General features: G+C 67.7%; 27 protein-coding genes. 7 read left to right on the forward strand and 20 right to left on the reverse strand.

The window, feature by feature from the left end; genetic code table 11:
* Window positions 1–28: 28 nt before the first annotated feature.
* Window positions 29–301 (forward strand): hypothetical protein, encoded by a 273-nt coding sequence (locus tag BRW65_RS06450; RefSeq protein WP_073872490.1) that lies wholly within the window; start codon window positions 29–31, stop codon window positions 299–301.
* A 53-nt stretch (window positions 302–354) separates the two neighbouring features.
* Window positions 355–771, forward strand: coding sequence for a nitroreductase family deazaflavin-dependent oxidoreductase (locus BRW65_RS06455; RefSeq protein ID WP_084187738.1), 417 nt, complete (start codon window positions 355–357; stop codon window positions 769–771).
* Here BRW65_RS06455 and BRW65_RS06460 read toward each other — a convergent pair.
* The 3 genes from BRW65_RS06460 to BRW65_RS06470 are packed head-to-tail and all read right to left on the reverse strand — an operon-like array spanning window position 768 to window position 2,753.
* On the reverse strand, window positions 768–1,124 hold the full coding sequence (locus tag BRW65_RS06460; protein WP_073872494.1) for a DoxX family protein: 357 nt from the start codon (window positions 1,122–1,124) through the stop codon (window positions 768–770). The two genes, BRW65_RS06455 and BRW65_RS06460, sit on opposite strands and share 4 nt — an antisense overlap.
* Before the next feature lie 9 nt (window positions 1,125–1,133).
* On the reverse strand, window positions 1,134–2,279 hold the full coding sequence (locus BRW65_RS06465) for an SPFH domain-containing protein (RefSeq protein ID WP_073872496.1): 1,146 nt from the start codon (window positions 2,277–2,279) through the stop codon (window positions 1,134–1,136).
* 36 nt (window positions 2,280–2,315) lie between these two features.
* Window positions 2,316–2,753, reverse strand: coding sequence for an NfeD family protein (locus BRW65_RS06470; protein ID WP_073872498.1), 438 nt, complete (start codon window positions 2,751–2,753; stop codon window positions 2,316–2,318).
* A gap of 57 nt (window positions 2,754–2,810) precedes the next feature.
* Between BRW65_RS06470 and BRW65_RS06475 the strand changes: the two genes are divergently transcribed.
* Entirely contained in the window at window positions 2,811–3,737 is a 927-nt protein-coding gene (locus BRW65_RS06475; RefSeq protein ID WP_073872500.1) for a hypothetical protein, read from the forward strand.
* Here BRW65_RS06475 and BRW65_RS06480 read toward each other — a convergent pair.
* The 9 genes from BRW65_RS06480 to BRW65_RS06520 form a co-directional block, all read right to left on the reverse strand.
* The gene (locus tag BRW65_RS06480) at window positions 3,734–4,771 is read right to left on the reverse strand and encodes a ferrochelatase (protein WP_073872502.1); all 1,038 of its coding nucleotides are present in this window, start codon (window positions 4,769–4,771) and stop codon (window positions 3,734–3,736) included. The two genes, BRW65_RS06475 and BRW65_RS06480, sit on opposite strands and share 4 nt — an antisense overlap.
* 23 nt (window positions 4,772–4,794) lie before the next feature.
* Entirely contained in the window at window positions 4,795–5,604 is an 810-nt protein-coding gene (inhA, locus tag BRW65_RS06485) for an NADH-dependent enoyl-ACP reductase InhA (protein ID WP_073872504.1), read from the reverse strand.
* 29 nt (window positions 5,605–5,633) lie between these two features.
* Entirely contained in the window at window positions 5,634–6,401 is a 768-nt protein-coding gene (gene fabG1 / locus BRW65_RS06490; RefSeq protein WP_067754029.1) for a 3-oxoacyl-ACP reductase FabG1, read from the reverse strand.
* Window positions 6,402–6,534: 133 nt separating this feature from the next.
* The gene (locus BRW65_RS06495) at window positions 6,535–7,542 is read right to left on the reverse strand and encodes a VWA domain-containing protein (RefSeq protein ID WP_073872506.1); all 1,008 of its coding nucleotides are present in this window, start codon (window positions 7,540–7,542) and stop codon (window positions 6,535–6,537) included.
* Between the two features lie 46 nt (window positions 7,543–7,588).
* Window positions 7,589–8,542: a DUF58 domain-containing protein gene (locus tag BRW65_RS06500; RefSeq protein WP_073872508.1), complete on the reverse strand. Its 954-nt coding sequence runs from the start codon at window positions 8,540–8,542 to the stop codon at window positions 7,589–7,591.
* Window positions 8,539–9,672 (reverse strand): AAA family ATPase, encoded by a 1,134-nt coding sequence (locus BRW65_RS06505; protein ID WP_073872510.1) that lies wholly within the window; start codon window positions 9,670–9,672, stop codon window positions 8,539–8,541. Before BRW65_RS06505 ends, BRW65_RS06500 begins: the two co-directional genes overlap by 4 nt.
* A 163-nt stretch (window positions 9,673–9,835) precedes the next feature.
* Window positions 9,836–10,570 (reverse strand): NlpC/P60 family peptidoglycan endopeptidase RipB, encoded by a 735-nt coding sequence (ripB, locus tag BRW65_RS06510; RefSeq protein WP_073872512.1) that lies wholly within the window; start codon window positions 10,568–10,570, stop codon window positions 9,836–9,838.
* Window positions 10,571–10,595: 25 nt separating this feature from the next.
* Entirely contained in the window at window positions 10,596–12,032 is a 1,437-nt protein-coding gene (ripA, locus tag BRW65_RS06515; RefSeq protein ID WP_073872514.1) for an NlpC/P60 family peptidoglycan endopeptidase RipA, read from the reverse strand.
* A gap of 239 nt (window positions 12,033–12,271) precedes the next feature.
* A complete protein-coding gene (locus BRW65_RS06520; protein WP_073872516.1) occupies window positions 12,272–12,820 on the reverse strand; it encodes a DUF6676 family protein in 549 nt (182 codons plus the stop codon).
* A 377-nt stretch (window positions 12,821–13,197) separates the two neighbouring features.
* On the opposite strand from BRW65_RS06520, the gene BRW65_RS06525 reads away from it, so the two are divergent.
* Together BRW65_RS06525 and BRW65_RS06530 are read left to right on the forward strand one after the other, a co-directional pair.
* The gene (locus BRW65_RS06525; RefSeq protein ID WP_139272900.1) at window positions 13,198–16,014 is read left to right on the forward strand and encodes an aconitate hydratase; all 2,817 of its coding nucleotides are present in this window, start codon (window positions 13,198–13,200) and stop codon (window positions 16,012–16,014) included.
* 9 nt (window positions 16,015–16,023) lie between these two features.
* A complete protein-coding gene (locus BRW65_RS06530) occupies window positions 16,024–16,605 on the forward strand; it encodes a TetR/AcrR family transcriptional regulator (RefSeq protein ID WP_073872518.1) in 582 nt (193 codons plus the stop codon).
* 8 nt (window positions 16,606–16,613) lie between these two features.
* On the opposite strand, the gene BRW65_RS06535 is transcribed toward BRW65_RS06530, so the two are convergent.
* The 4 genes from BRW65_RS06535 to trxA form a co-directional block, all read right to left on the reverse strand.
* Window positions 16,614–16,811: a helix-turn-helix domain-containing protein gene (locus tag BRW65_RS06535; RefSeq protein WP_073872974.1), complete on the reverse strand. Its 198-nt coding sequence runs from the start codon at window positions 16,809–16,811 to the stop codon at window positions 16,614–16,616.
* A 104-nt stretch (window positions 16,812–16,915) separates the two neighbouring features.
* The gene (locus BRW65_RS06540) at window positions 16,916–18,544 is read right to left on the reverse strand and encodes an ABC-F family ATP-binding cassette domain-containing protein (protein WP_073872520.1); all 1,629 of its coding nucleotides are present in this window, start codon (window positions 18,542–18,544) and stop codon (window positions 16,916–16,918) included.
* Window positions 18,545–18,565: 21 nt separating this feature from the next.
* Window positions 18,566–19,375, reverse strand: coding sequence for an enoyl-CoA hydratase (locus BRW65_RS06545; protein WP_073872522.1), 810 nt, complete (start codon window positions 19,373–19,375; stop codon window positions 18,566–18,568).
* 55 nt (window positions 19,376–19,430) lie between these two features.
* Window positions 19,431–19,784, reverse strand: coding sequence for a thioredoxin (gene trxA / locus BRW65_RS06550; RefSeq protein ID WP_073872524.1), 354 nt, complete (start codon window positions 19,782–19,784; stop codon window positions 19,431–19,433).
* Window positions 19,785–19,993: 209 nt separating this feature from the next.
* Here trxA and BRW65_RS06555 point away from each other — a divergent pair, with 209 nt between their 5' ends.
* Together BRW65_RS06555 and BRW65_RS06565 are read left to right on the forward strand one after the other, a co-directional pair.
* Window positions 19,994–21,820 carry an acyl-CoA dehydrogenase gene (locus BRW65_RS06555; RefSeq protein WP_073872526.1) on the forward strand — a complete coding sequence of 609 codons (1,827 nt, stop codon included), beginning with the start codon at window positions 19,994–19,996 and terminating at the stop codon, window positions 21,818–21,820.
* Between the two features lie 86 nt (window positions 21,821–21,906).
* The gene (locus tag BRW65_RS06565; protein ID WP_244168004.1) at window positions 21,907–22,683 is read left to right on the forward strand and encodes a DUF5666 domain-containing protein; all 777 of its coding nucleotides are present in this window, start codon (window positions 21,907–21,909) and stop codon (window positions 22,681–22,683) included.
* A gap of 175 nt (window positions 22,684–22,858) precedes the next feature.
* On the opposite strand, the gene BRW65_RS06570 is transcribed toward BRW65_RS06565, so the two are convergent.
* From BRW65_RS06570 to BRW65_RS06585, 4 genes are all read right to left on the reverse strand, one after another.
* Entirely contained in the window at window positions 22,859–23,269 is a 411-nt protein-coding gene (locus tag BRW65_RS06570; protein WP_073872532.1) for a cupin domain-containing protein, read from the reverse strand.
* Window positions 23,270–23,272: 3 nt separating this feature from the next.
* Entirely contained in the window at window positions 23,273–24,031 is a 759-nt protein-coding gene (locus BRW65_RS06575) for an SDR family oxidoreductase (protein ID WP_073872978.1), read from the reverse strand.
* Window positions 24,032–24,274: 243 nt separating this feature from the next.
* Window positions 24,275–24,583 (reverse strand): hypothetical protein, encoded by a 309-nt coding sequence (locus tag BRW65_RS06580; RefSeq protein ID WP_073872981.1) that lies wholly within the window; start codon window positions 24,581–24,583, stop codon window positions 24,275–24,277.
* Between the two features lie 86 nt (window positions 24,584–24,669).
* Complete coding sequence (locus BRW65_RS06585; RefSeq protein WP_244168005.1) at window positions 24,670–25,200, reverse strand: cupin domain-containing protein; 531 nt, start codon at window positions 25,198–25,200, stop codon at window positions 24,670–24,672.
* Window positions 25,201–25,225: the final 25 nt, after the last annotated feature.

The following is a 25,225-nucleotide window of genomic DNA, read 5'->3' on the forward strand; positions in this document are numbered from 1 at the left end:
AACGACATCCGACCACCGGGAGAGCCGCATGACCTCGGACAACATCGGAACCCGCCGCTTCCCCACCGGCGTCGCCATCGTCGCCGGTCTGGCCGGCCTGATACTCGGCGCGTTGGCCACCTTCGCGATCACGGGGCTGGTGTGGACGGTCCGCGTTCAACTCCCCCCGCCGCCATACCCGCCGCCGCTGTCCTCGCAGCCGGTGGGCGGGGGCGGCTGCATTTACACCGCGCCGCCCGCACCGACGTCCGCGCCGGGCGTCGTGCCCGCGCCACCGTTGCCGCCGGCGCCGCACGCGTAACGGTGTCGTCTCTCCCCGAGCTCGCCGGACGATTGCTCCGGTCGCGCCGACTCATGCGCGCGCCGATCTGGCTCTTCAAGGCCCGCGCGGGCGCGCTGTTCGGATCGCGCATGCTGATGCTCGAGCACACCGGTCGCAACTCGGGCGCGCGGCGCCATGCCGTCCTCGAGGTGGTCGACCACCCCGACCCGGCCACCTACGTCGTGGCCTCCGGCTTCGGCCGCAAAGCCCAGTGGTTCCGCAACATTGAGGCCGACCCGCGGGTGCGCGTCGACGCGGGCAGCCGTGCGCCCCGACGAGCCACGGCGCGGGTGATGACACAAGATGAGGCGGATCGCGTCCTGGCCGCCTATCGCAGCCGTCACCCGAAGGCGTGGGAGCGGATGCGGCCCGTGTTGGAGGGCACGCTCGGCGCTTCGATCACCGCCACCGGCGCCCCGCTGCCGTTGGTCGAGCTGCGCCTCGACTAGGTGCGGTCGGGACCCTTGGCCGTCATAACGGCGAAGGTCGCCAGGAACATGGCCGCCGGGAGGGCGTTGGCGACCTTGTCCCGCACCCGGATGTGCGCACCGAGCGCCAAGACGAAATAGAGCGTCAGCATCGCCGTCGTCAGCCTCGCCAGGGCGGGGAAGCGGGTCACCGACAGCAAGCCCACCGCCGCGGCCGCCTTCACCACCGGCAGCACGGGCCGGACGTTTTCCGGCAGGCCGACGTCATCCAGAACCTTCTTGATGGGAGCCACCTGCACGCCGCACAGCACCGCGTCCACGGCATGGAACGCGCCGAGCGCGACGTAGGTCTTCGGCGAAGTGAAAACGCTCATGGAGCAATCCTATTGAGCCAACTGCGGCGGCGCCCCGGGCGGCGTGCCATCCAGCGGCTGGCGGGCGCTCGCCTCGGCCTTGGCCACCGCCTGCGCGATCGCGGGATCGGTCTCGGTGGAGAACCAGTCGGCGATCTCCGCGTCGTCGTCGGCGCTGTGCTTGGGTGCGTCCTCGACCGGTGACGGTTGGAACCTGAACACGCCGTCCTCGCCGGGAGTGCCCAGCAGTTTGGTGAATCCCTGCAACGCCGCGCCGAAGTCGCTGGGCACCACCCAGACCTTGTTGGCGTCACCGCGGGCCATTTCGGGCAGCGTCTGCAGGTACTGGTAGGCCAGCATCTCCGGGGTGGGCCTGCCGGCCTTGATCGCGGCGAAGGTCTTCTCGATGGCCTTGGCCTGCCCCTGCGCCCGCAGGTAGGCGGCGGCGCGCTCACCCTGGGCGCGCAGCATCCGGGACTGCCGGTCGGCCTCGGCGGCCAGGATGGCGGCCTGCTTGGCGCCCTCGGCGGCCAGGATCTGCGCCTGCTTGGCGCCCTCGGCCTGTGTGATCGCGGCCTGCCGGTTCCCTTCGGCGGTCAGGATCATCGCCCGCTTCTCACGGTCGGCCTTCATCTGCTTTTCCATCGAGGCCTGAATCGACGGCGGCGGGTCGATGCTGCGCAGCTCGACCCGCGCGACCCGTAGGCCCCAGCGGCCGGTCGCCTCGTCGAGGACGCCGCGCAGCTGCCCGTTGATCATGTCGCGGGAGGTCAGGGTTTGCTCGAGCGTCATTCCGCCGACCACGTTGCGCAGGGTGGTGGTGGTGAGCTGCTCGACGCCGACGATGTAGTTGCTGATCTCGTAGACGGCGGCCTGCGGGACGGTGACCTGGAAGTAGACCACGGTGTCGATGTTCAGCGTCAGGTTGTCCTCGGTGATCACCGGCTGCGGCGGGAACGACACCACCCGCTCACGCAGGTCCACCCGGGCGCGCACCCGGTCGATGAACGGCACCAACAACGTCAGCTGACCACTGACCGTCCGGCTATACCGCCCCAGCCGCTCGATCACCGCGGCCTCGGCCTGCGGTATCAGGGCGACCGACTTGGCCACCACGACTATGGCGAATATCACCAGGACGGCCAACAACACCAAACCAGCAACCGCACCTTGCACGGGAGTTCCTCTCTCTCACAGCGTCTCTCGCATCCGTTATGGACTGCTCTTGAAGACCACCGCCGTGGCGCCGTCGATCTGCAAGACGGTGACCGACTCCCCCGGTTCGTAGACATCGCCCTCGTTGAGCGGACGCGCCGTCCACACCTCGCCGTCGAGCTTCACCTGGCCCTCGTCGCGGCCAATCCGCTCGAGCACCAGCGCCTTCTTGCCTTCCAACGCCTCGATACCCAGTCGCGGCGCGTGCGCGGGCGTCAGTCGCCGCCGCAGCGCCGGGCGAACCAGCACCAAGAGCAGCACGGAGACGATGAGGAACACCGTCCCGTCCGCCCAGCCTGGCCAGTCCGTCAGCCAGCTGGTGATTGCCGCCGCCAGCGCCCCGCCGCCGAGCATCACCAAAAACAGATGGCCGGTGAGCGCCTCCGCACCGGCAAGCACCAGCGCGAATATTAGCCAAAGCACCGCAGCGTGCATGCGGTCAGAATACGCGTGATCGGCCTTTGCCGGGCAAAACAACTACACTGCGGAATCGTGTGGTGTCCCAGTGTCTCGCTGTCCCTGTGGGCCAATGCCTGGCTCGCGGGCAAGGCCGCGCCCGACGACGTCTTGGACGCGTTATCGGTATGGGCTGCAAAGCAATCGGTCACCGCGTATGATGCGGTCGCCGCAGGCCACACCGGGCTGCCGTGGCCGGATGTGAACGACGCCGGGACCGTGACGCTGCTGCAGACGCTGCGCGCCGCGGTCGGCCGGTCGGCGCCCACCGCGAACGGTCCGGGGCCGCTGCTCGGAACCATCAATGTGCTTTTGCCCGTGCCCGGGGATGTGCGCGGGCTGGCCCCGGGGACGCAGTTCGAGCACGACGCCCTGGCCGCGGGCGAGGCGATCATCATCGCCAACCCGAACGATCCAAGCGCCGCCGTCGGCCTGGTCCCCGAGTTCTCCTACGACGAAGAGGCGGCGGACTTCCCGGAATTGTGCGCGCTGTCCTGGACGGTGTACTCCCTGCCGGGCGCGCCGGTGCTCGACCACTACGAGCTCGGGGACGCCGAATACACGCTGCGGTCCGCGGTCCGGTCGGCCGCCGACGCGCTCGGCGCCGTGGGCCTGGGATCGGCCGCGGCCGACGTCGAGGATCCGCGCGGACTCGTCGAGCAGTTACTGGAATCCGCACGGCAGCACAGGATTCCGGATCATGCGCCGTCCCGCGCGCTGCGCGTGCTGGAGAACGCCGCGCACGTCGACGCGATCATCGCGGTCAGCGCCGGACTCAGCCGCTCCCCCGACTCGCCGGATCGCTTCACCGCGCCCGTCGTTGCCGTTCCGGAACCGTTCGGCACGCAATCTTCTTCGGAGGCACGCATCGCCAGCGACGCGTTGCGGCCGCTGACCGCCGTCGTGCGTTCGGCGCGGATGGCCGCCGTCACCGCGATCCTGCACTCGGCGTGGGCTGACTAACGCTTTTCGGCCGCAACACAGTGCGGCGGGCGGCACGGCTCGCCGTCGACGCTCGCGAGACAACCGGGCACCGGATCCGGGCCGGCCACCCGCTGGGCCGGGTAGCCGTACCGCAGTTCGTCGATCAGGTCCGCCGCCATTTGCGCGAAACGCGGGTGAGCGTTGGGCGTGGCGGCGCGCACCAGCGCCACGCCTGCCGACTCCGCCAGTGATCGGAGTTCTTCGTCGAGATCCCAGACCACCTCGATGTGGTCGGCCACGAATCCGATGGGGCAGACGATCACGGCCTTGGTGCCGGCCGCCGCCAGGGCCGCCAGCCGGTCGGCGATGTCGGGCTCCAGCCACGCAACCTGGGGCGGCCCGGACCGCGACTGCCACGCCAGGTCGTATTCGGCGTATCCGGCTGCTGCCGCGACCAGGCTTGCAGCGTAGGCGACTTGGCGGCTGTACAGCCGCGGGCCCAACCGCTCGTCGGCGGCGACGGGAATCGAATGCGCGGTGAACACCAGCCTGGCGTCGGCCTGCTGCTCGGCGGTCAAGGCACCCGCGGCCGCTCCGATCGTGTCGGCGAAAATCTGCACGAATCGCGGATGGTCGAAATAAGGCCTGATCTTTACCAATTGGGGCGCCTCGGGGCCGGCTGCCCGACGGGCGCGGGCGATGTCTTCGACGTATTGCGTGCAGCTGGAGTAGCCACTCCATGCCGACGTAGTGAATACCGCGGCGCGGCGAACCCCGTTGTCCCGCATGGTCGAAACGATGTTTTCGACGTAAGGTTCCCAGTTGCGGTTGCCGAAATACACCGGCAGGTTCAGTCCGCGATTATGCAACTCGGCTTCCAGCTGCGCGACCAGGGCGCGGTTGATCCTGTTGATCGGTGACACCCCGCCGAAATGCAGGTAGTGCTCGGCGACGTCGTCCAGGCGTTCGGGCGGCACGTTGCGCCCCCGGGTGACGTTCTCCAGGAACGGCCGCACCTGCTCGGGCCCCTCCGGGCCGCCGAAGGACAGCAGCAGGACGGCGTCGAATTCCATTATGGGCTGGAGCAATTCCGCTTTTAGAGCAATTGGGTGCTGGCGCCGCCGTCGGCGAAGATGATGGTCCCCGTCGTGGCCGGCAGCCAGTCCGAGAGCACGGCGCACACCGTCTTTGCCACGGGTGTGGGATCCTTCATGTTCCAGCCGATCGGCGCCCGCTGGTCCCAGCCCTCTTCCAGTAGCTGCATCTGGGCGCCGGCCTCCTCGCCGAGCGCACCGCCGACGATGGCGGACATCGCCAGCGTCCGGATCGGCCCCGCCGCAACCAAATTGGAGCGCACACCGAACTTGCCGGCCTCGCGGGCGACGAACCGGTTGACCGATTCGAGCGCGCTCTTGGCCACCGTCATCCAGTTGTAGGCCGGCATGGCCCGGCTGGGGTCGAAGTCCATGCCGACGATGGACCCGCCCGGGTTCATGATCGGCAGCAGCGCCTTGGCCAGCGACGCATACGAATACGCGGAGATATGGATGCCCTTGGACACGTCCTCGTAGGGCGCATCGAAGAACGGGTTGATGCCCATCCCGGTCTGCGGCATGAAGCCGATCGAGTGCACCACACCGTCGAGCTTGTTGCCCTCACCGATCTCGGCCGTCACCCGCTCGGCCAGGGTGTCGAGGTGCTTTTCGTTCTGCACGTCGAGCTCGATCAGCGGGGCCTTCTCCGGCAGCCGGTCGGCGATGCGCTGGATCAGCCGCAGCCGGTCGAACCCGGTGAGCACCAGCTGCGCCCCGGCCTCCTGGGCCACCTTGGCGATATGAAACGCGATCGACGAGTCGGTGATGATGCCGCTGACCAGAACCCGTTTGCCCTCGAGCAGTCCTGCCATGTCCGTCCTTAATGTCTTCGTGAATGAATTCAGTGGCCCATGCCCATGCCGCCGTCGACGGGGATCACCGCGCCGGCGATGTAACCCGCGTCCTCGGAGGCCAGGAAGCTGACCGCCCCCGCGACGTCCTCGGCGGTGCCGACCCGCTTTGCCGGGATGAATTCCAGTGCGCCCGCCTGGATCCGCTCATCCAACGCGCGAGTCATCTCGGTGTCGATGTAGCCGGGGGCGACCACGTTGGCGGTCACCCCGGCCTTGGACAGCTCGCGGGAGATCGAGCGTGCCATGCCGATCAGGCCGGCCTTGGCGGCCGCGTAGTTGGCCTGGTTGCCGATGCCCCACATGCCCGAGACCGACCCGATGAAGATGATGCGGCCGAACCGCTTGCGCTGCATGCTGCGTGACGCCCGCTGGGCCACCCGGAACGCCCCGGTGAGGTTGGCGTTGATGACCTCGGTGAACCGTTCCTCGGTCATCCGGATCAGAAAGGCGTCTTTGGAGATGCCGGCATTGGATACCAGCACCTCGACCGGCCCCTGGTGCTCCTCGACCTCTTTGAAGGCGCGGTCGACGGCCTCGTTGTCGGTGACGTCGCACACCACGCCGAACAGCCCCTCGGGCGCCCCGGATCCGCGGTGGGTGACGGCCACCTTGTGGCCGTCGGCGGCCAGCCGCTGCGCGATCGCCAGTCCGATGCCCCGGTTTCCGCCCGTCACCAGGACCGAGCGGGATACGAATGCGGGTTTGCCGCCGGTGGCAGCACTTTCGGTGGTGTTCTCAGTGGCCGTATCAGTCACCCCGTCAACCTAGCGCCTCGGTTTGGTCGCCCCGAAATCGCCCCGGGCCGCGCCGAGTGTGGGCCCTAAGTACGAGATCGGGCCGCAAAACGTCCGTATCCCCCACGCTCGACGGAGCGGGCCAAGACCCAAGCTACGTCGGCAGGCGGCGGTTGATGAGCAGCGCCGCGAGCGCGGCGAGCGCCAACACCAACGCCCCGAGCCGAACCCAGCCCACGCTGGCGTCGCCCTTGATGGTCTCGTAGCCGATCTGCTGCTGCAGCGTCGCGTAGACCGCCTTCAGCTCGGCGAGGCTCGCGGCGTTGTACCAACTCCCGCCGGAGAGCTCGGCGACCTTCTTCATCGTCGTGTCGTCGACGGGCACCGGCTGGCGCTGGTCGTTGATCTCGACGAAGCCGTACGGGGTGCCGAACGAGATGGTCGAGATGGGCACGCCCTGGTCCTTGGCGGTGCGCGCGGCGGTGAAGGCGCCCTTCGGATTGTCCGGATTGGTCGGCATCGTCTCCTTGCCGTCGGAGAACAGCACGATGCGCGCCGGCGGCGGCTTGTCCCCGCCGCCGATCACCGCGCCGACCGTCGCGATCGCCTGCAGCGCGGTGAAGATGCCCTCTCCGGTGGCGGTCCGGTCGGCGAACTGCAGCCTGTCCAGCGCGTTCTTGGTCGCGTCGCGGTTCGTCGTCGGCGACACCAGCACCGTGGCCGTGCCCGCATACTCGATCAGCCCCAGGTTGATGCCCGGGGTCAGCTCGTCGGCGAACTGCTTGGCCGCCTCCTGCGCGGCCGCCATCCGGTTCGGCTGCACGTCGGTGGCGCGCATCGACTGCGACACGTCGATCACCAGCATCACCACCGCCCGGTTGCGGGGAATGCGGACGTCGTTGGTCGGCCCGGCCATCGCGATGGTGAACAGCACCAGCGACGCGACCAGCAGGATCGCCGGCACGTGGCGCCAACGCGAAGGCCGTTGGGGCGCAACGCTTTCCAGCAGCTCCATGTTGGCGAAGCGCAGCATCCGCCGCTGCCGGGCCAGCTGCATGAGGATGTACATCGCGGCCAGCGCGAACACGACCAGGAGGAAAAGGAAGAACCAGGAGTGTTCGAACCCGGACAGCGAGATCGCGCCGAGCAATGGCAATGTCATAACGAAACCGTCTTGGTGTGTCTGTGCGCCTCGGTCAAAATGGCCGTCACTGCCGTCCCGCCATTGCCCCGCGCCGGCGGGACTCGACGAAACGGACGATGTCGGCGATCCAATCGCGGTCGGTGCGCAGCGTCAGTATCGGCGCCCCGCAGCTGCGCACGGTGCGCGCCACCTCGGCGCGGTGCGCGGCGGCCGCCTTGGCGAAATCGTCGCGCAGCTGGGCGTCGATGGTGAACTCGCGGGTCACCCCGGATTCGGCGTCCTGCAGCACGACGTCGCCGATGTCGGGCAGCTCGACGTCGCGGGGGTCGAGCACCTCGACGGCCAGCACCTCATGGCGGGCCGCGATGGCCCGCAGCGGACGCATCCAGTTGATCGGACCCAGGAAGTCGCTGATGATCACCGCCATCCCGCGGCGGCGTTCCGGCCGGCGCAGAGCGTCGATGGTCGTCGCCAGATCCCCCCGGACCCCGAGCGGCGCCCTCGGGGTGGTGGCGATGGTGCGCAGCAGCGTCTGCTCGTGCTGCCGCCCGGAGCGCGCCGGAACCCGGATCGTCGTCTGGCCGTTGGAGATCAGGGCGCCGAGCCGGTTACCGCCGCCGCTGTTGAGGAACGTGATCGCGGCCGCGGCCGCCACCGCCAGGTCCCGCTTCTCGCACCCCACGGTGCCGAAATCCAGGCTGGCCGACATGTCGACCACCAGCCACGTCTCGAGCTCGCGGTCGGCGATCATCTGCCGGACGTGGGGGTGTGTGGTGCGCGCGGTAACCGCCCAGTCCATCCGCCGGACGTCGTCACCGGGCTGGTACTCGCGCGATTCGCCCGGCTCGGAGCCCGGTCCCGGGATCAGCCCGAGATGGTCGCCGTGCAGGACCCCGTCGAGCTTGCGCTTGACCGTCAGCTCGAGTTGCCGCAGCGCCGCCGCCAGCTTCGGGTCGACGATCTGCCCGCGCTGCATCGAGGGCGGGTGTGGCACCGCCGGCTGCTTGGGGTCGGTCACCGACCGCTAGCCGCGCCGGCGGGCTGCATCACCGGGGGCACCGACTGCCCCTGCTGCGGAACGGCGTTGACCTGCGGCAGGGCGACCGTCTGCAGGATCCGGTTGATGACGATCTCCGACGAGATCTCGTCGGCGAGCGCGTCGTAGGTGAGCACCAGGCGGTGCCGCAGCACGTCGGGAATGACGTCGACGACATCCTGCGGAATCACGTAGTCGCGGCCCCGCACCAGCGCCAGCGAGCGGGACGCGGCGATGATGCCCAGCGAGGCGCGCGGGGACGCGCCGAACGAGATCCACGTCTTGACGTCGTTCATGCCGAGCTGCTCGGGATGGCGGGTGGCGGTCACGACGCGCACCACGTAGTCGACCAGCGCGTGGTGCACGAAGCCGTTGGCCGCGATGTCCTGCAGCCGCAACAGGTCGCCGGTGTTGAGGATCTGCTTGGGCTCGGGCGGCCGCACACCCATCCGGTAGATGATCTCCCGCTCTTCTTCGGGCGACGGGTAGCCGACGTTGATCTTGAACAGGAAGCGGTCCCGCTGGGCCTCGGGGAGCGGGTACACACCCTCGTGCTCGATCGGGTTCTGGGTGGCCATCACCAGGAACGGGTTGGGCAGCGGGAACCGCTTGCCGCCGATCGACACTTGGCGTTCCTGCATGACTTCCAGCAACGCCGACTGCACCTTGGCAGGTGCACGGTTGATCTCGTCGGCGAGCAGGAAGTTCACCACCACGGGACCGAGCTCGGTGTCGAACTCTTCCTTGCCCTGCCGGTAGATGCGGGTACCGATGATGTCGGTGGGTACCAGGTCGGGCGTGAACTGGATGCGGGCGAACGTTCCGCCCACCACCTTGGCGAAGGTCTCGACGGCCAGCGTCTTGGCCACGCCGGGGACACCTTCGAGCAACACGTGGCCCTTGGAGAGCAGGCCGACCAGCATCCGCTCCACGAGCTGGTCCTGGCCGACGATGATCCGCTTAACCTCGAAGATGGCCCGCTCCAGGGTGTGCACCTCGGCGGCCAGGCCATTACCGCCGCCGGACGGCGCCTCGTGGGCCGGCGAGCCGGAAGGACCACCCGGGCCGGAGTAACCGCTGGCGCCCTGGGGCGGCCCACCTGCTGCTGTCATCAATTACCCTCCACAGCTCATTCGGACACGACTGCTTGCACCACCACTGTCGTGGGGCCGCGACGTGCCCGCGTCCAACTATTCCAGGCCCGCCGGATTCCGTCGACGCTGGTGGTTCGCCCCCGGCATCCGGCCGAACGACCCGCCCAGCAACGAACCTGGATCAGTACTCGATGATCCTAGTCAGGAACGGCGTCATGCCGGGCGTGCGAACCGGGCTGACGGTCACGTGACCGGCGAGGCTGGACGCCTCCAGCATCTGGCCGTTGCCCAGATACATCGTCACGTGCTGGCCGCCGTTCGGACCGTAGAAAATCAGGTCGCCGCGCCGGGCCTGGTCCGGCGGGATGTGCCGGCCGGCGTTGTACTGGTCACCGGAGAACCGCGGAATCAGGACGCCGACGCCGGCGAAGCCGTACCGCATCAGGCCCGAGCAGTCGAAGCCGGTGATGTTCGCGCCGTCGCCGACGCCCTTGCTGGGGCCGTCCAGCGAGCCACCGCCCCACGAGTAGGGCACGCCCATCTGCGACCCCATCCGCTTGATCACGTACTCGATGGCCTGCCGGCCGTAGACCCGCGGGATCTTGCCGCCCGGGTTCGTTGGGCTGGCAGCGGTGGGAGCGGGATCCCCCAGGATGTTGATTCCGAGGCCGCCCAGGAACTGCCTGCCCAGGTCCATCGTCGTCTGGGTGGCCTGCGCGGTGGCCTGCAGCGATGCGTTGGCGACGGCAAGCGGATCACCCGGGGCGCCGGCGCTGATCGTCGCCGGCAGGGTGGGGTCCCACCCGCCGGGGTCGGCCACGGCGACGGGCGTCGGGGCGGCCACAGACAACAACAGCCCGGCCACCACGGTGGTGATCCAGGCGAAGTTGATCAGGCGAATCCGCTTGCGGCGCATGGTTCCCCGTTCGATTCTCATTCGTTCACCACTCGATGTAGCGGACCACGTAGGGCGTCATACCGCTGGTGCGCACCGGCGCCACCCGGACCTTCAGCCCGATGTCGGGGGCCTCGAGCATCTGCCCGTCACCGAGGTAGATCGTCACGTGCTGGCTGCCGCCGGGGCCGTAGAAGATGACGTCGCCGCGGCGCATCTGCGAGGACGGGATCTTGCGGCCCAGGTTGTACTGCGAGCCCGAGTAGTGCGGCAGCTTGATGCCGACCCCGGCGAACGAGTACAGGACCAGGCCCGAGCAGTCGAAGCCGGTGATGCCGGCGCCGGAGTCGATGCCCTTGCTGGGCCCGGCGGCGTTGCCTCCGCCCCAGGAGTACGGCACCCCGATCTGCGACATGCCGCGCCGGATCACGTATTCGGTGGCCTGCCGGCCGTACACCCGCGGGATCCGCCCGGAAGTCCCGCCGGGGCTCGCGTTGGTGATGCCGGTGTCATCGGGCTTGAGGATGCCGAGCTGCTGCAGGAAGTTGCGGCCCAGCCCGGCGGTGACCTGCGTCGAGGTCGCCGAGATGCCCAGCACCTGGTTGATGACCGCGATCGGGTCACCGGGGACGTTGGCGCTCGGGATCATCGGCAGGGTGGGGTCCCAGGCGCCGTCCCAGCGGCGGGCCCCGGCCTGCGGCGCCGGCGCGCCCGGCGAGCCGGTCTCCCACCGGTCGCCCGATGCCGGGGCGGCGGGCCCGCCCGGGCCGGCCGACCACTGCCGTTGGGCGGCTTCGAGCTTCGCCTGCGCCTCGTCGCGTTCGGCGGCCAGCCGGGTGACCTGTTCGCGCTGTTCGTCGAACTTGCGCTTGGAATCGGTCAGCGCCGCCACCGCGGCGTCCTGGCTGCCCTTGGCGTCGGCGGCGGCCTTGTCGGCCTTCTGCTTGGCCAGCCGCGCCGCCGACTCCTTGTTCACCTGTTCGGTCCGCGCCCGCTGCAGCTTGGCCATCACCGTTTGCGAGCTCGCGGACAGGGTCTTGGCGGCGGCCTCGGTGGCGATGATGTCCTCGGGGCTGCTGGCGGTCAGGTAACTGCTCGACGGGCCGTTCATATAGGTGGCCGCGGCGAACGTGTCGAACCGTTGTTGCGCCGCGGCGATCGCGGCGTTGGCGTCCTTGACCGCCTGCTGGCTGGCCTCAAGGTCGTGTTCGGCCGCGACGGCGTTGTCGCGGCTGGTCTCGACGTCGACCAGGGCCTTGTTGACGCTCTCCTGTTCCGTCTGGATTTCGGCGCTCAGATTCTCCAGGCGCTGGTTGGCCTTGGCGACGTTGGCGATCAGACCGGCCAGGCTGTCGGCGGAGGGGTCACCCTGCGCAAGCCCCGGCGTACAAAGCAGCAGCGCGATGCTCACGACTGATGGCACGAGCGGCCGGACCAGCCTCGCGACCGGCTGCGCAGCGGAGCCCCGGCGTGTGCGTCTCATTCGACTCAGGTCTCCTACGGCTCAACGCGACGGGCGGCGCCGGCCACGGGGCTCTCAAGAGGCGCCAAAGACAACACCAGCATCATTTGCACCGTACGTCACACTCTTGGGCGCGCAAACGCTCCACAGAAATCGCACTCTCTACGTGCGTTTAATGTGACCGAACGGTGACCTGCCGGGTTTGCCGGGACGGCCGATGTGCGAACGCCGGGCGGGATACGCCGCGCCGGAAAGCGTGGCTAGGCCGTATTCGTCGGCGTCACTTCCTGAGCCCCGGCCGAATCGGACGGAGTTGCTGACCGTCTGGCCCGCAGCTGCAGGAGGCGGGTACCGACGGCGGCCGCGAGGACCGCGATCAGCAGGAAAATGGTGAGCCCCGTCCACGGGAATTCGTGGCCCTCCAGCTCGCCCACGAAATGCTGCGCCGAGACCACCGGGTTGCCGGTCTTGGCGATGTCCTCGCCGGCCTCCAGCGTGACGCGCGGGAATTGCGTGCTGTAGCTGCCGACGTAGCTCGGGCTGAGCGTCAGGACGGTCGAGTCGTGGTAGTCGGCGCCGACCACGGTGGAGATGTCGCGCAGCGGGGTGTCGTTGGGGGGGTTGTGATCGAGGAGCACGATCTTGAGGTTGATGCCGTGCGCGCGCGCCTGGTTCACCACGTCGAGCAGCTCGGGCAGGGCCGCGGGCGGCGCGCTGACGCCGTCGGCGGCGACCTGCGCCTTGATCGCGGCCATGTCCACGTCTTGGGGTATGTAGAGCGGCAGGACGAAGGAGTCGTGCCCGGTCATTTCGCCTCCCTGACTAGTGCTACAGGCACCGTACGCGAGGCGGGCTCGCGATGGGCCGCGCGGCGGGCGAGCCGCGAGCCGCCCGGCGGGCTCGCGATGGGCTTTGCCCTTGCCCTCACGACACGTAAACCTCGCACACGACACGCCGACGCGGGTATGCGAGGTTTATGGCTCGAGAGCGTGCCCCCGGCGCCACGCCCGAGCACCCGGACGATGCGCTCCCGAGAGAGTGCACTCCGGGGGGTTTAAACCACCGCGGAACGCGACAAGACTGGACAGTACGAGTGCCCCGCCAGAATGCAGGACAAGCGTACTGTTAAAGTGGCACCGCCGCCGACACGGCCCGTCGGCGGGAGAACTTAATTCAGGGAGCTGATGTGACTAGCAAGGATTCGGTGAACTCGTTCGGAGCACGCGACACCCTCAAGGTCGGCGACAACAGTTACCAGATCTATCGTCTCGACGCCGTACCCAACACCGAGAAACTCCCCTACAGCCTCAAGGTCCTCGCCGAGAATCTGCTGCGCAACGAGGACGGCGCCAACATCACCAAAGACCACATCGAGGCCATCGCGAACTGGGATCCCAAGGCCGACCCCAGCATTGAGATCCAGTACACGCCCGCCCGCGTCGTGATGCAGGACTTCACCGGCGTGCCCTGCATCGTCGACCTGGCCACCATGCGCGAGGCGATCGGCGACCTCGGCGGCAAGGCGGAGAAGGTAAACCCGCTGGCCCCGGCCGACCTGGTGATCGACCACTCGGTGATCGCCGACCTGTTCGGCACCGCCGACGCGTTCGAGCGCAACGTCGAGATCGAGTATCAGCGCAACGGGGAGCGGTACCAGTTCTTGCGTTGGGGCCAGGGCGCTTTCCGCGACTTCAAGGTGGTGCCGCCGGGCACCGGCATCGTGCACCAGGTCAACATCGAGTACCTGGCCAGCGTGGTGATGGAACGCGACGGGGTCGCCTACCCCGACACCTGCGTGGGCACCGACTCGCACACCACGATGGTCAACGGCCTCGGCGTGCTCGGCTGGGGCGTGGGCGGCATCGAGGCCGAGGCCGCGATGCTCGGTCAGCCGGTGTCGATGCTGATCCCGCGGGTCGTCGGCTTCAAGCTGACCGGCGAGATCCAGGCCGGCGTCACCGCCACCGACGTGGTGCTGACCGTCACCGAGATGCTGCGCAAGCACGGCGTCGTCGGCAAGTTCGTCGAGTTCTACGGCGAGGGCGTGGCCGAGGTGCCGCTGGCCAACCGCGCCACGCTGGGCAACATGAGCCCCGAATTCGGTTCCACCGCAGCGATTTTCCCGATCGACGAGGAGACCATCTCCTACCTGCGGTTCACTGGGCGCTCCGACGAACAGCTCGCGCTGGTCGAGGCGTACGCCAAAGAGCAAGGCATGTGGCACGACCCCAAGCACGAACCGGCCTTCTCGGAATACCTCGAACTCAACCTGTCGGACGTGGTGCCGTCGATCGCCGGGCCGAAGCGCCCACAGGACCGAATCGCGTTGTCCGACGCGAAGTCAACGTTCCGCGCTCAGATCGGGGACTACGTCGGCGACGACCCCGACAAGAAGGAGTACTCCAAGCTCGACGAGGCGGTGGACGAGTCCTTCCCGGCCAGCGACCCCGGGGCGCTGGAGAACGGCCACGCCGACGACGCCCCGAAGTTCGAATCCGCCGCGGCACATGCCAAAGGCCGGGTGAGCAACCCGGTGCGGGTGCGCTCTGAGGACCGTGGCGAGTTCGAGCTCGACCACGGCGCGGTGGTGATCGCGGCCATCACGTCGTGCACCAACACCTCGAATCCTGAGGTGATGCTGGGCGCGGCGCTGCTCGCGCGCAACGCCGTCGAGAAGGGGCTGACGTCCAAGCCGTGGGTGAAAACTACGATGGCGCCGGGCTCGCAGGTGGTCCACGACTACTACGACAAGGCCGGCCTCTGGCCGTATTTGGAGAAGCTCGGCTTCTACCTGGTCGGCTACGGCTGCACGACCTGTATCGGGAACTCCGGCCCGCTGCCCGACGAGATCTCCAAGGCGATCAACGACAACGACCTTTCGGTGTCCGCGGTGCTGTCCGGCAACCGCAACTTCGAGGGCCGCATCAACCCCGACGTGAAGATGAACTACCTGGCCTCCCCGCCGTTGGTGGTCGCCTACGCGTTGGCCGGGACCATGGACTTCGACTTCGACAACGAGCCGCTCGGTCAGGACAACGACGGCAACGACGTCTTCCTCAAAGACATCTGGCCGTCGCAGAAGGACGTCTCGGACACCATCGCCTCGGCGATCAGCCAGGAGATGTTCACCAAGAACTACGCCGACGTGTTCAAGGGCGACGAGCGGTGGCGCAACCTGCCCACCCCGAGCGGCAATACCTTTGAGTGGAACCAGGATTCGACCTATGTGCGCAAGCCCCCGTACTTCGAGGGGATGGCGGCGGAGCCCGAGCCGGTCGGTGACATCACGGGCGCGCGGGTGCTGGCGCTGCTGGGCGACTCGGTGACCACCGACCACATCTCCCCCGCGGGCGCGATCAAACCGGGCACCCCGGCCGCACAGTACCTCGACGAGCACGGCGTCGAACGCAAGGACTACAACTCCTTCGGGTCCCGGCGCGGTAACCACGAGGTGATGATCCGCGGCACCTTCGCCAACATCCGGCTGCGCAACCAGTTGCTCGACGACGTCTCGGGTGGCTACACCCGCGACTTCACCCAGGATGGCGGTCCGCAGGCGTTCATCTACGACGCTGCGCAAAACTATGCGGCGCAGAACATTCCGCTGGTGGTGCTGGGCGGCAAGGAGTACGGCTCCGGTTCGTCGCGCGACTGGGCCGCCAAGGGCACGCTGCTGCTGGGCGTGCGGGCGGTGATCACCGAGTCGTTCGAGCGCATCCACCGCTCCAACCTGATCGGCATGGGCGTGATTCCGCTGCAGTTCCCCGAAGGCAAGTCCGCCAAGGAATTGGGGCTGGACGGCACCGAGGTCTTCGACATCACCGGCATCGAGGCGCTCAACGACGGTAAGACGCCAAAGACGGTGCACGTCAAGGCCACCAAGGACGGTGGGGACGCCGTCGAGTTCGACGCGGTGGTGCGCATCGACACCCCCGGGGAGGCGGACTACTACCGCAACGGCGGCATCCTGCAGTACGTGCTACGCAACATGCTGAAGTCATAGCCGTCGCCTGTGCCCAAAGTCAGCGAGGACCATCTGGCGGCTCGCCGCCGCCAGATCCTCGACGGTGCCCGCCACTGCTTCGCCGAATACGGCTACGACAAGGCCACGGTGCGGCGGCTGGAGACGGCCATCGGGATGTCGCGTGGCGCGATCTTCCACCACTTCCGCGACAAGGACGCGCTGTTCTTCGCGCTCGCGCACGAGGATGCCGAGCGGATGGCCGACGTGGCGTCGCGCGAGGGGCTCATCCAGGTGATGCGCGACATGCTCGCCGCGCCCGACCAGTTCGACTGGCTGGCCACCCGATTGGAGATCGCACGCAAGCTGCGCAACGACCCCGAGTTCAGCCGCGGCTGGGCGGAGCGGTCCGCGGAACTGGCGGCGGCGACGACCGATCGGTTGCGCAGGCAGAAGGAGGCGCACCGGGTGCGCGACGACGTTCCCGGCGACGTGTTGCAGTGCTATCTGGAGTTGGTGCTCGACGGCCTGGTGGCGCGGCTGGCGTCAGGAGAAGATCCGCGGCGGTTGTCCGCGGTGCTCGACCTAGTGGAAAAGTCCGTGCGCCGCAACGACTCTGGGCCACAGGAGTAGCCGCGCGGCTACACCCGCGCGGATCGCGCGGTGCGGTTCGGGCCGCCGCGGCTGCGCATCGTGGCGCCCGCTTGCAGCAGCAGGCTGTGTATCGATCCGTACGACCTGCCGGTGGAGGCGACCAGCGTGCGGATGCTGGCCCCGCCCTCGTAGGCGTGACGCAGCTCGGACAACAACTCCTCGCGGGTCTTCTTCGACCTTTGCAGTGCCCTTTTCATGGATGTCCTCCGCGGCTGAACACGATCGCAAGCACCTAGAGTAGGAACCCGCCGTCGGCCGCGGGCCGATTTGGACGAAAAGCATCCAGAAGTCAGGCGAGTTCGATGAGGTCCCGATATTCGTCGGACCAGAAGTCCTCGGTGCCGTCGGGCAGCAGCACGACCCGCTGCGGGTCGAGCGCCTCGGCCGCGCCGGGATCGTGCGTCACCAGCACCACCGCGCCCTGATAACTGCGCAGCGCGTCGAGCACCTGTTCGCGCGAGGCGGGATCGAGGTTGTTCGTCGGTTCGTCGAGCAGCAGGACGTTCGCCGTCGACGCCACCAGCCCGGCCAGCGCGAGCCGCGTCTTCTCCCCACCCGACAGGGTGCCCGCCGGTTGGTCGAGTTGGGGTCCGCTGAACATGAACGCGCCCAGCAGGCCCCGCAGATCCTGCTCGCCGGTGTCGGGCGCGGCGTGCCGGATGTTCTCCCACACGCTGGCGTCGTTGTCGAGGGTGTCGTGCTCCTGCGCGAAATAGCCCATGCGCAAGCCGTGTCCGGGTTCCAGGCCGCCGGTGTCCGGCTCCTCGGTGCCGGCCAGCAGCCGCAGCAGCGTGGTCTTGCCGGCGCCGTTCAGCCCCAGGACCACCACCCGCGAGCCGCGGTCGATGGCCAGGTCCACGCCGGTGAACACCTCCAGCGACCCGTATGACTTGCTCAGTCCCTTGGCCACCAGCGGGGTGCGCCCGCACGGGGCCGGGGTGGGGAACTTGATGCGGGCGACTTTGTCGGCGACCCGTTCGTCGTCGAGCGCGGCCATCATCCGGTCGGCGCGGCGCAACATATTCTGGGCGGCAACGGCTTTCGTGGCTTTGGCGCCCAGCTTCGCGGCCTGCGTGCGCAGCGCGGCGGCCTTGCGTTCGGCGTTGGCGCGCTCACGGCGACGCCGTTGCTCGTCGGTGGCCCGGGCATCCAGGTACTTCTGCCAGCCCATGTTGTAGACGTCGACCTCGCCGCGCACGGCGTCGAGAAACCACACCCGGTTGACGACGTCGGCCAGCAACTCGACGTTGTGGCTGATGATCACCAGCCCGCCGGTGTGGGCGCGCAAGAAATCGCGCAGCCAGCCAACCGAATCCGCGTCCAGGTGGTTGGTGGGCTCGTCGAGCAGCAGGGTGGTTGACGAGCCGGCACCGGTGTCGGACGCGGCGAACAGGATCCGCGCCAACTCCACTCGGCGGCGTTGTCCCCCGGACAGCGTGCGCAGCTTCTGCGTCAGCACCCGGTCCGGCAATCCGAGGCTCGCGCAGATGCGGCTGGCCTCGCTCTCGGCGCCGTAGCCACCCAACGCGACGAACCGCTCCTCCAGCTGCCCGTACCGGCGAATGGCGCGGTCGCGGGCATCGTCGTCGGCGACCTCCGCCATCAGCGCCTGCTGCTTCTCCAGATCGGTGAGCAGAACGTCCAGGCCGCGCGCGGACAACACCCGGTCGCGGGCCAGCACGTCGAGGTCACCCTCTTTGGGATCCTGTGGCAGATAACCGATTTCGCCCGCGCGGATCACAGCCCCGGCGTACGGTTCGGTCTCCCCCGCCAAGATGCGCAGGGTGGTCGTCTTGCCGGCACCGTTGCGCCCGACCAGCCCGATGCGATCGCCGGGCTGCACGCGCAGGTCCGGCCCATCGGGTGAGAGCAGGATGCGCGCACCAGCGCGGACCTCGAGGTCCGTGGCCGTGATCACATCTACTCCCTTATGTCGTGGCTACTTGTCGTCGGTGAAAACCGCGGGGCGTCGCTCCGCGCGCGCGGCAACCGCTTCTTCGAAGTTGGCGGTGAGCAGACGGACGAACAGCTGACCCAAGCCTTCGGCTTGCATGTGCCCCTCCAGGCTACCGGCGTCCAGTCCACTCCACAGTGTGCGCTTGGTCAATTCGACTCCCGGCCGCGAGAACGCCGCTATCCGGGCGGCGATGGCGTAGCAGGTGTCCAGCAGCTGCTCGTCGGGCACCTGGCAGGACACCAGCCCGATCCGCTCGGCCTCCTCGGCGGTCACATCGCGGCCGGTCAACATGATGTCGAACGCCCGCGACGATCCGATGGCCCTGGGCAGCAGGTAACTCAGTCCCAGCTCGCTGGCGGTCAGGCCGTTGTTGATGCCGGCCGCGCGAAAATATGCGCCGGTCGCGGCGACCCGGATGTCGGCGGCCAGCGCCAGACACAGCCCCCCGCCGATGGCCGGGCCGTTGACCGCGGCGATGACGGGCTGATGCAGGCGGCGCAGCCCCAGGATGACCTCGTCGAGGACCTCCATGGAGCGCAGCGCGTACGTGGGGCGGGTCAGGCCCTCGACGTGGGGCACCGAGCCCGCGGACTTGTGGTCCGCACCCGAGGAGAATCCCCGGCCCGCCCCGGTCAGCACGACCACGCGCACGGAATTGTCGTACCTGACCCGTTCCAGGGCCTCTTTCAGCGGGACCATGACGTCGAACGCCATGGAATTCATTCGCTCGGGCCGATTGAGGGTTATCAGCGCGACGCCGGGGCGCGGTTGCTCTACCAGTACCAGACTCACCCAAGCAACCTAGCGCGTAGCGGGGTTCAATCCCGTGTGCGCCGCGATGTAGCGGTTATTCGGCCTGGCCGGCCTGGGCCGCGTCCACGTCGAAGGCCTTGATCTGCTGAACGAGGTCTTCCAGCGCCGCCGGCGGCAGCGCACCGGGCTGGTTGAACAGCAGTTTGCCCTTCTTGAACGCCATCAGGGTCGGGATGGACCGGATCTGGGCGGCCGCGGCCAGTTGCTGTTCGGCCTCGGTGTCCACCTTGGCGTGCACGATGTCGGGGTGCTTCTCCGCGGACGCCTGGAAAGTGGGCCCGAACTGGCGGCATGGCCCGCACCAGGACGCCCAGAAATCGACGAGCACGATGTCGTTGCCCTCGATGGTTTCGTTGAACTTGTCAGCGGTGAGGTCGAGTGTTGTCACATTTGCCGTAACGCGGGGGCCAGACGTGGTGTTCCCGGGGTGAGGAAGCCGGCCGAGTTTGCCCCGCGCGCCGCGGCCGCCGTTTCCCCAATGCAACCGGCGCGTAACCCGTCGGGGGCCGGTCGTAGGTTACGGTTGCGTACGTTTTCCCACGTCGGAGACACTGGGCGGACGATCCGCCGCGTCAAGGGACCAGTGAGGGAATCGCGTTGGGCCACTACATCGCTAACGTCCGTGATCTCGAGTTCAACCTGTTCGAAGTGCTCGACCTCGGCGCCGTGCTAGGCACTGGACGCTACAGCGACCTCGATGCCGAGACGGTGCGGACGATCCTCGAGGAAGCCGCCCGCCTTGCCGAAGGCCCGGTGGCCGAGTCCTTCGCCTTCGCCGACCGCAACCCGCCGGTCTTCGACCCGGCCACCCACACGATCAGCGTGGCGCCCGAACTGGCCAAAACGGTGCAGGCGATCAAAGAGGCCGGTTGGTGGCGACTGATGCTGGACGAAGAGATCGGCGGCATGGCCGCGCCGCCGCCGCTGGCGTGGGGCGTCAACGAAATGATCATCTGCGCCAACCCGTCCGCGAACTTTTTCAGCCTCGGACCGCTGATGGCCCAAGCCCTCTACGTCGAGGGCAACGAAGAGCAGCGGCGCTGGGCGGCGGAGGGCGTGGAGCGGGGCTGGGCCGCCACCATGGTCCTCACCGAGCCCGACGCGGGCTCCGATGTCGGCGCCGGCCGCGCCAAGGCCATCGCACAACCCGACGGCACCTGGCACATCGAGGGCGTCAAGCGGTTCATCTCGGGCGGCGACGTGGGCAACACCGCCGACAACATCTTCCACCTCGTGCTCGCCCGCCCCGAGGGCGCCGGCCCGGGCACCAAGGGCCTGAGCCTGTTCTACGTGCCGGAGTACCTTTTCGACCCCGAAACGTTCGAACTCGGGCCCCGCAACGGGGTTTTCGTCACCGGCGTGGAGCACAAGATGGGAATCAAATCCTCCCCCACGTGCGAATTGACTTTCGGCGCAACCGACCTGCCGGCGGTCGGCTACCTCGTCGGCGACGTGCACAACGGCATCGCGCAGATGTTCACCGTGATCGAGCACGCGCGCATGACGATCGGCGTCAAGGCGGCCGGCACGTTGTCCACGGGCTACCTGAACGCGCTGGCGTTCGCCAAAGAGCGGGTGCAGGGCGCCGACCTCACGCAGATGTCCGACAAGACGGCCCCGCGGGTCACGATCATCCACCACCCCGACGTGCGTCGCAGCCTGATGACGCAGAAGGCCTACGCCGAGGGGCTACGGGCGTTGTACATGTACGCCGCCGCTCATCAGGATGACGCTGTGGCCCAACACGTTTCGGGTGCCGACCACGAGATGGCGCACCGGGTCGACGACCTGCTGCTGCCGATCGTGAAAGGCGTGAGCTCGGAGCGGGCCTACGAGATCTTGACTGAGTCTCTGCAGACGCTGGGCGGTTCGGGCTTCCTGCAGGACTACCCGCTGGAGCAGTACATCCGGGATTCCAAGATCGATTCCCTCTACGAGGGCACCACCGCCATCCAGGCGCTGGACTTCTTCTTCCGCAAGATCGTCCGCGACCGCGGCCAGGCCCTGCAGTTCGTGACCGCGCAGATCACCGCGACGATCGATGCGTGCGACGACGCGCTCAAACCGCAGGCCGAGCTGCTGCAGTCCGCGCTCGACGAGGTCACGGCGATGACGGGCGCCTTGACCGCATACCTGATGTCCGCCGCGCAACATCCGACCGAAATCTACAAGGTGGGGCTCGGATCGGTGCGGTACCTGCTCGCGGTCGGCGACCTGCTCATCGGCTGGAGGCTGCTGGTGCAGGCCGGGGTCGCGAACGCCGCGCTGGCGAACGCGGACGGGAACGACACGGCCTTCTATCGGGGCAAGGTGGCCACATCGGCGTTCTTCGCCAAGAACATGCTGCCCAAGCTCACGTCCCTGCGCAAAGTCATCGAGTCGATCGACGACGAGGTCATGCGCGTCCCCGAACAGGCGTTCTGACCCAACCGCATTACACACAGGTTAGCTACAGCTCCAACTGGTAATACCCATTGGTGTTGGGTCCCACCATGATTGGAGAAACCTCGATGCCTGCTAGCTGTCCAACGCCACGGTCCACCCGGTGGGCGGTCCTCACCGTCGCAGGGGTCACCGCGCTGTCCGTCGCCGCGTGCGGTTCGTCCAACAAGGCAAGCCCGACGACGTCGACATCGACGTCCACCTCGGTGGTGACCTCCACGACCACGTCGCCCGCTCCAGCCAAGGGTGAAGCCCGGCTCAGCGGCCTGATCGCGTCGGTGGCGGGCAACTCCATCCAGGTCACCAAGGAAGACAACTCCACCGCCGCGGTGAACTTCACCTCGACCACCAAGGTCACCGAGACCACCCCGGCCTCGCTTCCCGATGTCACCTCCGGCAGCTGCGTCACCGTGCGGCCCGCCAAGGAGGCCCGGGGCGGCCAGCCCGTCACGGCGGCGTCGGTGAAGGTCAGTCCTTCCGTCAACGGCGCCTGCCCGGCCAAGCCGGCGGGTCAGGGCCCCGGCCAGGGTTCCTCCACCCCGCCGCCCCCGGGGTCGCCGGCCCCGGCACCGGTGCGCGGCTCGGTGGCGTCCGTGTCGGGTAACACCATCAACATCACCGGCACCGACCCCAGCGGCAACACCACCCAAACCGCGGTGACGGTCGACGAGAGGACCAAATACAGCAAGCAGGCCTCCGCGACCACCGACGCGATTGCGCAGGGTAAGTGCCTGTGGGCCCGCGGAACCATGGACAACGGCACGCTGCAGGCGACCAGCATCAACGTGCGGCAGGCCAACGACGGCAAGTGCGGCAAACCCAAGCAGTCCGGGCAGGGCGGCTGACGGAGTCCATGAGATAACTGTCACAACGGGCGGGTGCGGTTGTGATAACCGCGCCCCGAGTTGGGCATGCACACGTGACGGCTGTGCGCGCGGTCGGAGATGTGTCGATGGCGCTTCGATTCGTAGGTCGGGCCAAGCACCCACCGGCGCGGCTGAATGCCTAGTGCTCGAGGAGTCAGCCCGTGACCCGCAGGTGTTTTCTCGCCGCGAGCTCCGCTTCGGTGACCCATTCGCGCATCGGTCGTCCGGGCGCGCACAGCAGCGTGAGAACGAAGCTACAAGGAATGTCGGTGCGGTTGTTGGCGTCCCGATAGTGGATCAGGTCGTCGCCGGGCCCCCAGAAGGCGTCTCCTGCGCGGAGGACGCGTGGCGCTTCACCCTCGAGCTCGAACAACATCTCACCGTCGATCATGTAACCGAATCCCGGGCCCCCGGGAAGACGGTGTGGCGGGTACCCGGGGGCGCCCGGCGGATGGTTGATGAGAACGGTCAGCACATGGGCATCGTCAGGAATGGACGGTGATCGCACTTCCTGAAGCACCTGGACTGTTGACTCGTGTTCGGAGTCGCTCGTTTCGAACGACATTCGTCATCCGATCCTGGTGGAGCGTGCCTCGATCCAGTCGGAGTATCGAGTGGTAAAGATGGTGGCGTTCTCGTCGGGCGCGAGGCTGTGATCGTCGATCACCGCACCGAAATATGGAGCCTCGGGGTCGGTCACGACTCGGCGGCGATCACCGTTTGCGGCAAGGCCCGCGCGGACGAAGTCGTCCATTCCCATTGCTTCGGGCCCCGCGATCTCCATGACGCCGTTGATGGGAGCTCCCACCGCCGCGCGAGCCACGGCGGTGGCGACATCGTCGGCGGCGATGGGGCGGAACGATGCATGTGGCAATCTGACAATCTCGCCGTCTGTCGCGGAATCGGCCAAGCCAATCGCGAACTCGTAGAACGGCGTTGCGCGCACAATCGAATACTGCCGGCCCGAAACCTTGATCAGCTCCTCCTGAGCTGCTTTCGCGGTGTTGTAGCCGCTGTCTGGCATGCTTTGCGAACCCACGACGGACAACGCGACATGGTGTTCGACTCCCGCTTCCCGCTCGGCAGAGAGAAGATTCTTGGTCGTGGTCGTGAAGAAGTGCATCACAGGTTCATCGTCGAACACTGGTGAATCAGCGACGTCGACGAGGACATCCGCGCCGGTGACGGCGTCTGCTAGGCCTTCGCCGGTAAGCGAATCGACACCGGATCGGCGTGAAGCGGCGATCACGTCGTGTCCCTGCGCGCCAAGCTTGGCCACTACTTTCGAGCCAATGAGGCCACGACCGCCAATGACTACGATCTTCATGATGAACCTTTCAGCGTTGTAGTCCGACCGGTGACCGGGACCCGCCAAGCCGATGGGAAGGCTTGCCCGCACCGGAGACGTGGCTCCTGCGAAGACAATCCGCCGGAGAAGTTCGTTCGCCCTGGCGTCCTGCAAGCAGACCGGCCATCGCCCGTATCCGTGGTATTGAGCCTGCGGCCGGTCGAGGTGATCCGTCATCACCCCGACCACCTATTCACCCGGGTGAGGACCGGGGGTGCCCAGTCAGTCGGCGTCCTCATCAAACTCTTCGCGCGCCACCGTGTAGAACGAAGGGCCGTCGTTTGGGCTGCCACTGATCTGACCGTGGTGCCGCCCGGCCCGCGGCGGCGGGCCCTCGGTGTAGCCAAGTTCCGGCTCCTCGGCGGCCAGACGCTCATCCAGCGTCAGGTGCCCGTCAGGAGATATCCAACGCAATGGCGCATCGACCACGATGTCACCATCGTCATTGCGTACTTCGTCAGAGTCCAAAGATTCGCTGGGTCCTAACGTTCCGTCGGGCCTAGCGTCGTCGTAATCGCCGTCGACGAGCATGTTTCTCACCTCCACATTGCCCTCGGCACGGCTGCTTAACGCAGCAAGCCAACAACATCAGGAATTTTCGAACTCATCGTTCACTCTCAGAGAGGTTCACCGGGGAATTTCAAGCCGAAGCGTTTGCATAGTTCGGGCACGCTGTCGACATCCATCTCCAGTTCGTAGCGCGCGCAGAGCTCATCCAGGACTTCGGGCGATATCGTGGCTATACCCCCGAGATCAGCAAGCTCGTCGAAGAACTGCTCGAATCCTGCGGGGGAAATGATCTCGAGTATGCGGGCCGGCTCGTCGCCCGCGTTCCAGAACGTGTGCCATTGGCCTCGTGGCTTGAAAATGAAGTCGCCAGGGCCCCCCTCGAGCACCTCATCGCCAAGCAAGGCGCCCACGCGTCCCTCAATGATCCAGCTGTACTCATCTTCGTTGCGGTGGCGATGCAGCGGTGCGGCCAGCGCCCGAGGGGACATGGGATGCTCGAGCACGGACAAGCGGCCGTCCGCCTGAGCCTGGTCGAGGATGTGGCGTACACCGACCGTTCCGTTGAACAAGGACCTGCCTTCGCCGCGGCCGACGGACTTGGCCCGCGGGCCGCCCGGCCTCAAAATACCGATTGCCATTGCATCTTCCTTTCAGCTTCCTGTC

This window comes from Mycobacterium paraffinicum (genome assembly GCF_001907675.1).
Taxonomy (GTDB): Bacteria; Actinomycetota; Actinomycetes; order Mycobacteriales; family Mycobacteriaceae; genus Mycobacterium; species Mycobacterium paraffinicum_A.